Raw genomic sequence first — 8,156 nt, forward strand, 5'->3', positions numbered from 1 at the left:
CATGGCTGCTGCTACGGCCAGGGTCGCCTGCGAGCAATCTGAGAGGCGATTACGTTGAGTCGCGGTTCTGGTCGCGCATCATGTTCCGCAGGGCCGTCCGGGCGGCGGCCAGGTCGTCCTGTGCCTCGGCCAAATCATCCTGCAGGCTGTCGCGGTCTGCTTCGGCTCGGGCCAACTCTGAGGCGAGCCGTTGGTTGGCGATGGACAGCTCCTGAACACGGGCGAGTAAGTCCTTGGTCGAGACGGCGTCGACCCGCTCGCCGAGACTGCGCTGCACTGCGGCCCTGAGCCGGTCACGTTCTTCGGTGAGCGTCCGGACCTGGGCACGCGCAAACTCAAGGTCGGTCGCCAGGCTCGCGGCGCTGGCCACCGCTCCTTCCTTGCGCTGCCGAGTTACGCCGACTGCCTGGCCCGCGCGAGCGGCTTCGATGTGCTCGCGAACCCCTTCGGCGTAGACAAGCCAGTTTGAGACGCCAGCCCGCTTGGCGACTGTGAGGAACGTGATCGGGTCGCCGTCGGCCTTCATCTGATCCACTACAGCGAGCACTCTTGCGCGCTTCTCCCGGCTGGCCTTCTGCCGAGATTCAAGCAGCACCTGAGCTGGCGTACGCGGCTCCTTCGTCATGCGACTACCCCCGGAGGACCGAATGCGGGCATGCCCAGGCTCACAGCGCCCTTCGAGGCCCCAGCACGGAGCTTTCGCAGAACCTTGCTGGCCTCCTCGACCTCGTGTCGCATCTCATCGGGCATCGAAGCCAGTTTCTCCTTCTGGTTCTCACGGACGGCCTGGAACGCAGCGATCTGGTCGTCCAGGTTCCGGATGACGAACTCGGCTGCTCCGGCGGCGGCAGCGACCTCACGGTCCGCCTTCAACGCACGGATGTGCTCCTCAACGGCAGGTAGGTAGGAGGGATCGGGTCGGTACGAGCCGCAGCCAGCGCATTGGAACCGGATGGGGCACGCCTTCCCGCCGGCCTTCACGTTAGTGGGTTCGATGCAGTTTCCGAATGCCACCGCTACCGACCGCATCTCGTATGCCGTGCTCGATCTCATTGGAGCAGGAGTGCCGAAGCGGTCGGTGGTCAGACTCTTGATGGTGTTGATGGCCTCCCGCTTCATTTTGATGCTCACCTTGTAGTAAGCCGCGGTGGTGTCGGCGGACTTGTGATCCATCAGGTCCTGGAGGACGTGCTGCGGCATACCGGCGTCGGCGTATCGCTGGCAGAAGGTGTGGCGGAAGGCGTACGGGTAAATCAGCGACCGTTCGAAAGGCAATGGTGCACCGTCCGGGCCGAGTTCTTCGGAGTGGATCTCCGGGATCAAATCGGCCCATGTCCGGATGGCAGCGCCGATGTTCCCGGTAGTCAGGTGGCCGGTGGCGGCGTTGTCGGTGATCGCAGGGAACAGGAAGGGGAGGGTCCGAGAAGGCAGGTCGAGTAGCTCCCGGACCGATGTCCACTCTTTCACCGCGCTGACCGTGTCCCTGTCCAGGGGAAGGCGTCGCCGGAGCCTACGTGCCTTGGTATTGTCCCAGATCAGCTGGTACTCACCGCCGTCGTACTCCAGGCAGCCCAGGCCAAGAGCGCCGATCTCGTTGGGACGGCGTCCGGTGTCTCTCAGCAGGACGTAGACCGTGCGGAACATGGCCCGGATGCAGTCCGTCGGCATGCTGCCGTAGGTCATCCCCACACCGATGAGGTCGACGTGCTTGTCGAGCTGAGCAACGACCGACTCGGGAAGGGCCTTGCCGATGTTGTCCTCATCGGCTTTGTCCCGCTTGATGCGGTGCTCGTTCGTATGGAGAACGAACCGAGGAGAGAGATCATCAAGGACTCCTTCGATTCGGCCGAATTCCAGGAGCTCCGTGAAGAGCTTCAGTAGCCGGGCCCGGGAGTCGTTGCTGCGGGGCTTCCCGTCTCTGCGAACGGACACCCTGAACTCGTTGACGACGGCCGTCATGTCCGCGAAACCCAGTCCGGCTGGGTCGGAACCAGCACGCCGGGTAGCGAGGGCCCGAGAGGCGATCGTGCAGGCCAGGAGCCGGTCACGAAGGGCCGAGGACCCCGGACTCGTCGTGCGAGCCCAGCGCATCGCTACTTCCCTTAGCCATGGCTGGAGGATGGGGGTGAAGTCGATCTCGCCCTCACGCACGCGGAACCCGGTCCGCGTGCGCGCCGGTAGAGGGGTATCCAGCGCCCGCAGGTCCCACACCGGTTTGGTGGTCTCGTCGATACCGCGGTACGCGTCGAGGCCCCTGGTGATGTCCCGCTTGACCTCCTTGATCAGAGACTGAGTCGCCGTGCATGTGGTGTCGGAGGGGCCAGGCGTGGCGCCAACCGCGAGAGCCACAGAGGGAATGCCGGCGAACAGCTTGACGATCTTCCTGACCTGAGTCGGACGGAGAACCTGGCCCCGCGCGTCCCTCTTCTGGAGGGCGTAAAGCAGCTCCAGGCGCGTCGTCTCCTCAAGAGGGACGAGGCTGAACTCGTTCTGGAGGAGGAACGGCACCCGGGTCTCGGTCCACCTGGCCAGGTCCTCGCTGCTGTCCCGGCCGCTCTCGCGGGCGCACGCCGCCCACAAGTTGCGGTGCGCATAGCAGAGGTGCGTCGGAAGGCTCTCCTCGCTTCGGCACCCTCGGACCGCGCACAGAGGCAGCCCGGGGAACGGCTCTTGTGTGGTTGCCCAAGCCTCACGCTCAGCCGCGTAACGGCTGATCCTGGCATCGTGGCCGTAAGTCCTGCGTACATGGCTGCGCCAGACCGAGTAGTGGCTGTGGCAGAGCTGCCCTTTGATCCCGTCACGTCCGCAAGCGGGGACGACGCATCGCTCAGGCCTGGCGTGGAACCTCCGGTTGCGTCGCGGGACAAAGGTCTGGTCGAACTCTGTTTCCGTCAGTTTGGACGCGCGGTAATCGATGTTGCAGCTTCCACAGTACGTCGGCCCCTCGGTCGGGGAGTCGCAGAGAGGATGACGGCAGCGTCGAGATCCAGTGAGCGGGTTGTCCGGGTCTCCGACGAACAGCAGATCGTGAGGATTCCATTCACCGGGCCTCCAGCACATGTCGATGGCGTGCTGAAGCCAGGTGTTCCAGGACCGGAGCAGGTGATCATCAGTCGGCAGAGCCGCGACGCCTACGTTCCTCGCCGACTTGGCCCTGTCATTCACCGCTGTGCGGCCCTTCGCATCTCCGAGACCGCCGTCACAGCGTCCCGTTTTTCCTGGTCGCTGGCGTGCAGGTAGATCTCCATCGACTGCTCGCTGACATGCCCGAGCAGGTCCTGAACCACATGACGCTGCTTGCCCTGGCGAATCCACCGCGTCGCGGCCGAGTGCCGGAACATGTGCGGCCGTGTGGCGAAGCCCGCCCGTTTGGCAAGCCGCGCGAACAGGTCGTACGTGGCTTGGTACTTCATCGGCGAACCCAAAGGCCCACGGAACAGGTTGACGAATGTCATGTCGCAGGACGCGGCCTCGGGCACGGCCTCCCGTTCCCACTGGTAGTCGGCGTAGAGACCGACCAGGCTGTCGCTGACCGGGACCGACCGAGGCTGCCGCGACTTGGCCAGGGCTCCGTTGGAGTTCTGGCGACGGCGCACATGGATGTGAGGACCGACCGTGCGGCACCCGAGTGTCGCCGAGTTCGACAGCAGATGCATGTCCTCCCGTCGCAGACCCAGGGCTTCCCCGATGCGCACACCTGTTTCTGCCAGGAGCGTCACCAGGAACCTGTCGCGAGAGTGGCATGTGAGGTCGATGATGCGGAGGATCTGCTCGTCGGTCAGGTACTCGTAGCCGGAGATGGCGACTTTGAACTTCAGCTTCCGTGCACGCACAGTGCGGTACTGATCGTCCTCACCGGCGTTGTAACCGGTCGGCATGTGGTGGAGGAGCCTCGGCTCGGTCAGCAGAGCGATCAAGTCTGCGGCGACCCACCCGTGCAGGGAGCAGTGCCTGAAGAACTGGCATGTGGTGGTCATGATCGCGTTCGCGGTCTTCTTGCTGCGGTGCCGGGGCTCGGCGAGCACCCTCTGACTCCTGGCCGGCAGGGGTTCGTCAACCAGCCAGTGCAGGAACTGAGCAAGCTGCACGACGGTGGGTGCCGCCCAACAGATACCGAACTCCGCACAGTAGGACAGGTACAGCGCCACCCGGCCCGCGTAGCTGCGCAGGGTATTGACGGATGCGTCCTCCCGGGAGGCCAGGGCGGTCAGGTACGAAGTCGCCTCAGGGTGGATCTCGTAGTCCTTGCTGATGACGATCCACGTCGTTGCCTCATCGGAGGGCCTGATGGCCTTCTCAGCCCGGTAGGCGCGGGGCTTGGAAGAGGGTCTGGCTGACGTCACTGAAGTCCCCCAAGATAGTTGTCTGTCACGTAGAGAACGCGCAAACGTCACTTAGGTAACTGAACTTCAGGACTTACTAGAGATAACACCTGGGACGACGTCAAAGCCGAGATCTGCGACGTCATCGTGACCGGCATGGTCGCGCTGGCCCGCATGGACCGCGATGCCCAGGCCGTGTTCGCACGCCACATGGACCGCATCGCCTCTCGGGACCTGGTGGCACGGGACGAGCCGGCCGACGCCGGCGCCGCGAACGGCCGCCCCGCCCCGACGACGGGACAGCGGCGCTGAGCGCCCCGCATCACGACGAGCGGCAACATTCCGCAGCAGGTTGACTACGTTGAGTACTCATTCGCCTTTCCTGGGAGTGTCGGCATGACGACTGTGCTGGTGACCGGAGCGTCAGGGAACGTCGGTTCGAGGGTCGTCACGGAGCTGCGGAATCGCGGTGTCCGTGTGCGTGCCTTCGTCCGGGATCCGGACCGGGCGGCCGGCGTGCTCGGTGGTGAGACCGAGCTGGCGGTGGGTGATTTCGCCGAGCCGTCGACGGTCCGACGCGCGCTCGACGGGGTCGACCGGTTGATGCTGATCTGCCCGAACGACCTTCGGCAGGTCGAGTACGGGACGGGGGCGATCGACGCGGCGGCGGCCGCAAGGGTGGAACAGCTGGTCTTTCTGTCGACGGTCGGAGCGCAGGCCGGCTCACCCCCGCCGCGGTCTCGGCCGCGTTTTAGGAGCATTCCGTGAGGATCCCGGTGGACGCGGCGAGCAGCAGGACGGTGGAGGCGAAGCGGAGCACGGCCGTGGTGCCGTGGCGACGGCGAACGCGCCCAGTCGCGGAACCCATTCCAGCACGAACGCAAGGCCGGTGAGGGCGGCCGAGTCGGTGGTGGCCAGCACCAGCAGCGGGATGTCGTGGGTCGTCACGGCAAACGCTGCGGCGTCCTTGCCGCGCAGCAGGGTGGGGACCGGTCGGCGGGCATGCCGGGGTCCGACACGGGGTCTCACGCAGCGCGCCCCGATTCCTGCGCCGTCTGGGAGGAGTTGGCAACGTCCTGGTGCAGTTCCTGTGCCCGGAGGGCGTGCTGGACGCGCGCGGCGAAGTCGCTGGTTCGGCTGGGGAGCTGGCCCAGCGCGCTGCCGCCATCATCGCCAGGGCGATCGAGAAGGAGGCAGGCATCGCCTCCCTGCTCAAGGCCAACCAGATCGGCACGATCACGGACACGGACACGGACACTCTGGAAGCGATCCGCGTCAGCAGCAAGGCCGAACGGCATGTGGGGTCAGGCAGTGGGTGGCCAGGGTTGCTGGGCGAGATGGCGTTGCAGGTCGAGATGCCGGAACTGGTACACCGCTCCGGCCTGCCGTAGCACACTGCGGTGCTCGTGGGCATCCTGGAGGAACGTCATCAGAGCCCACGGGACCTTGTACCGCACTGCCAGATAGAGCTTGGCCATCACCCAGCCCAGCCATGCCGCGTACAAATAACCGTCGGGCCCGTCCTCGATCCCGTCCCCGAGCCCGATCGCGACCCCGCCCACGAGCGCGGACGGGAGCCCGACCACGAGCCCGACCGCGACCCCGACCCCGAGCCCGTGCACGAGCCCGGCCACCAGCCCGCCCACGAGCGCGAACATGAGCCAGAGTGCGAGCACGACTGTCAGTAAAGTGCGGCGATCCCGGGTGAGCGATGTCGCGGGTCCGACCGTGGCAGTCAGGTCAGGCTCCTCCGTTCTGACCCCGAGGAGGAGCCCGGCCGCGAGCCCTATCACGAGCCCCACCACGAGCCCTTGCACGAGCCCGCCCACCAGTCCGAGCGCGAGCCCGGCCGCGAGCCAGACCCCGAGCCCGACCCCGAGACGGTGCGCGCGCGAGTGGAATGACCTGCGCAGCCGTGCACTCGGGGTACTCGGTAGCTCGTCCCTGGAGTCGTGCAAGAGCCAGACCCCCACCCCGGCCACGAGCCAGACCCCCACCCCGGCCACGAGGCCACCCACGACCCCGGCCACGAGCCCACCCACGACCCCGGCCACGACTCCGCCAACCAGACCGACCCCGAGCCCGCCAAAGAGGCGAGGGAGGTATCCCGGTGTGGCGTGGTGGAACTCCCACCAAGCGATGTCAGGGCTGCCGTTGCGGTGGGTCTCCAAGTGCCGGGCCAGGAAGACCAAGGTGCGGTGAGCCTGGGAGGGGGACCATCGAGGTGGGTTCGGGTGGTAACGGGTATAGGCGGCGGGGATGTAGGCGTTGAACAGGTGAGTATCGACGGCAGTGCGCGTGGGGAAGGCGGTGTGGTCGCACAGCTCGTCCGGATGGCGGATGGGGCTGGGTGCGGCGGGGGTGTCGGGGCGGGGATTGTAGATGGTGCGGGCCAGAAACAGGCCCAGGGGAGTACTCAGTGCCTGTCCGACGGGGGTATCGGTACCCAGGTGAGCGGCCACGGTGTTCCACCGGTCGGCAGCTGGGGTGTGTTCGCCGCCCGCGTCATGGCGCAGGTAAGCGGCGGCCTGGGCGGGGGTGAGGGGCATCAGGTGGATCCCGGCAGCGCCGTTGAGCGGCCGCCCTTGAGCGTCCGACATCACGTCACGGTAGGCGGCGGCCCGACTGACCAGTACTAAGGGCTGTTTCGCGGGCAGAGTCTGGTTAATGGCGTCGAGGGCCATCGCGTGCAGGGCGGGCGGGAGTTCGTCGAAGCCGTCGAGGAGGGGCAGGATCCGCCGGGTATCCAGCAGGCCTTGAGCGAGGTCGACCTGGCCAGCCTGGGGCGCGCTCGGAGGGGCGGGGGCGTGCAGACCCGGATAGCTGCGCCGCAGCTGGTCAGCCAGCCAGTCCTGCAGGGGTTGGCCGGCCGGGTTCCAGGAGGCAAGGGAAAACAGCACCGGCACCGGACCGCAGTCGGCCCGCTGTGAGATCAAGCTGTGGAGCAGGCGGACAAGCAGCATGGTCTTGCCCGAGCCGGGCTCGCCGAGCACGACCAAACGGCGGGTGGGCACCCGCTGGGCGAACACCTCGCCGATCTCCGCATACTCACCGGCCAGCCCGCTGGCCTCCGCGGGCCAGCGGGCTGGATCGCTCGGCGGACCGCCGGGCCAGGCCCGAGCCAGATCCGCCAGCAGCGTCCATGGCTGGACAAGGTCCGCATCAGCGGCCTGCCAGGCCACCGGCAGCGGATACGGGTCGTTCAACCGGCGGACCGCTGCCTCAGCATCCCACTGGTTGCTCACTGCTTCCGCCAGCTGGTCGGCAGCCGTGCCCAGATCTATGACGGCGGCTTCGATCCGGTCGTGAAGGAAGGCCTTCCAAGCCAGAAATGCGGAGGCCAGGCTGGGAAGCAACGTGGCTGCCGTTGCGGCCCTGCCCAGCTCGAAGTACCAAGCCAGACCCAGTGCCCCCAGGAGCCCTAGCCCCAGCAGGAGCAAGTACCACATGCCCACATTCTTCGGCCCGCGGCCGTGCCCCCCGCCTGTCACAGCCAGTCATCATGCCGTGACCCACCTGTGCGGGAAAGCCGTTCTCCGACTTCTGACATCGCCTCGTGACATCAGCGTTCCTGAACGGCGGCAGACGTATTCGAGCGCCGGAGGACCGAAAGCTACCCGCGTGCACGCGTACCCCCAGGCCACTCGGTTGCTCAGTCTGCCGCCCCAGCGGCCTCCACCGGTTCGCGACGTCTTCCGCGCTGCGGGCCGCGCTGGTTCTGGGCCGGGCTCACCTTCACCTAGACGAGTAGTTCCGATTGCGGGGTTCTCAGACGGAGGGAGGGTGTCCAACATCGGGTTGTGACGACCGATTTAGACACCCTCTTGACGGCAC

The 8,156-nt window shown here is 66.6% G+C and carries 7 protein-coding genes; 3 read left to right on the top strand and 4 right to left on the bottom strand.

From position 1 onward, the window contains the following. Positions 1–49: 49 nt before the first annotated feature. The 3 genes from ACZ4UU_RS04375 to ACZ4UU_RS04385 all read right to left on the bottom strand — a co-directional run bounded on the left by ACZ4UU_RS04375 (position 50) and on the right by ACZ4UU_RS04385 (position 4,343). Positions 50–625 (bottom strand): DUF6262 family protein, encoded by a 576-nt coding sequence (locus tag ACZ4UU_RS04375; RefSeq protein ID WP_189696857.1) that lies wholly within the window; start codon positions 623–625, stop codon positions 50–52. Continuing rightward, on the bottom strand, positions 622–2,508 hold the full coding sequence (locus ACZ4UU_RS04380) for a tyrosine-type recombinase/integrase (RefSeq protein ID WP_468036376.1): 1,887 nt from the start codon (positions 2,506–2,508) through the stop codon (positions 622–624). Before ACZ4UU_RS04380 ends, ACZ4UU_RS04375 begins: the two co-directional genes overlap by 4 nt. Before the next feature lie 653 nt (positions 2,509–3,161). Continuing rightward, entirely contained in the window at positions 3,162–4,343 is a 1,182-nt protein-coding gene (locus ACZ4UU_RS04385; protein WP_468036377.1) for a tyrosine-type recombinase/integrase, read from the bottom strand. Between the two features lie 135 nt (positions 4,344–4,478). On the opposite strand from ACZ4UU_RS04385, the gene ACZ4UU_RS04390 reads away from it, so the two are divergent. The 3 genes from ACZ4UU_RS04390 (at position 4,479) to ACZ4UU_RS04400 (ending at position 5,713) form a co-directional block, all read left to right on the top strand. Then, a complete protein-coding gene (locus ACZ4UU_RS04390) occupies positions 4,479–4,634 on the top strand; it encodes a hypothetical protein (protein WP_468036378.1) in 156 nt (51 codons plus the stop codon). 84 nt (positions 4,635–4,718) lie between these two features. Next, positions 4,719–5,090 (top strand): SDR family oxidoreductase, encoded by a 372-nt coding sequence (locus ACZ4UU_RS04395; RefSeq protein ID WP_468036379.1) that lies wholly within the window; start codon positions 4,719–4,721, stop codon positions 5,088–5,090. 311 nt (positions 5,091–5,401) lie between these two features. Beyond that, complete coding sequence (locus ACZ4UU_RS04400) at positions 5,402–5,713, top strand: hypothetical protein (protein WP_468036380.1); 312 nt, start codon at positions 5,402–5,404, stop codon at positions 5,711–5,713. On the opposite strand, the gene ACZ4UU_RS04405 is transcribed toward ACZ4UU_RS04400, so the two are convergent. After that, positions 5,627–7,771: an NACHT domain-containing protein gene (locus tag ACZ4UU_RS04405; protein ID WP_468036381.1), complete on the bottom strand. Its 2,145-nt coding sequence runs from the start codon at positions 7,769–7,771 to the stop codon at positions 5,627–5,629. The genes ACZ4UU_RS04400 and ACZ4UU_RS04405 overlap by 87 nt on opposite strands. Positions 7,772–8,156: the final 385 nt, after the last annotated feature.

The organism is Streptomyces sp. NPDC028907, assembly GCF_055564995.1.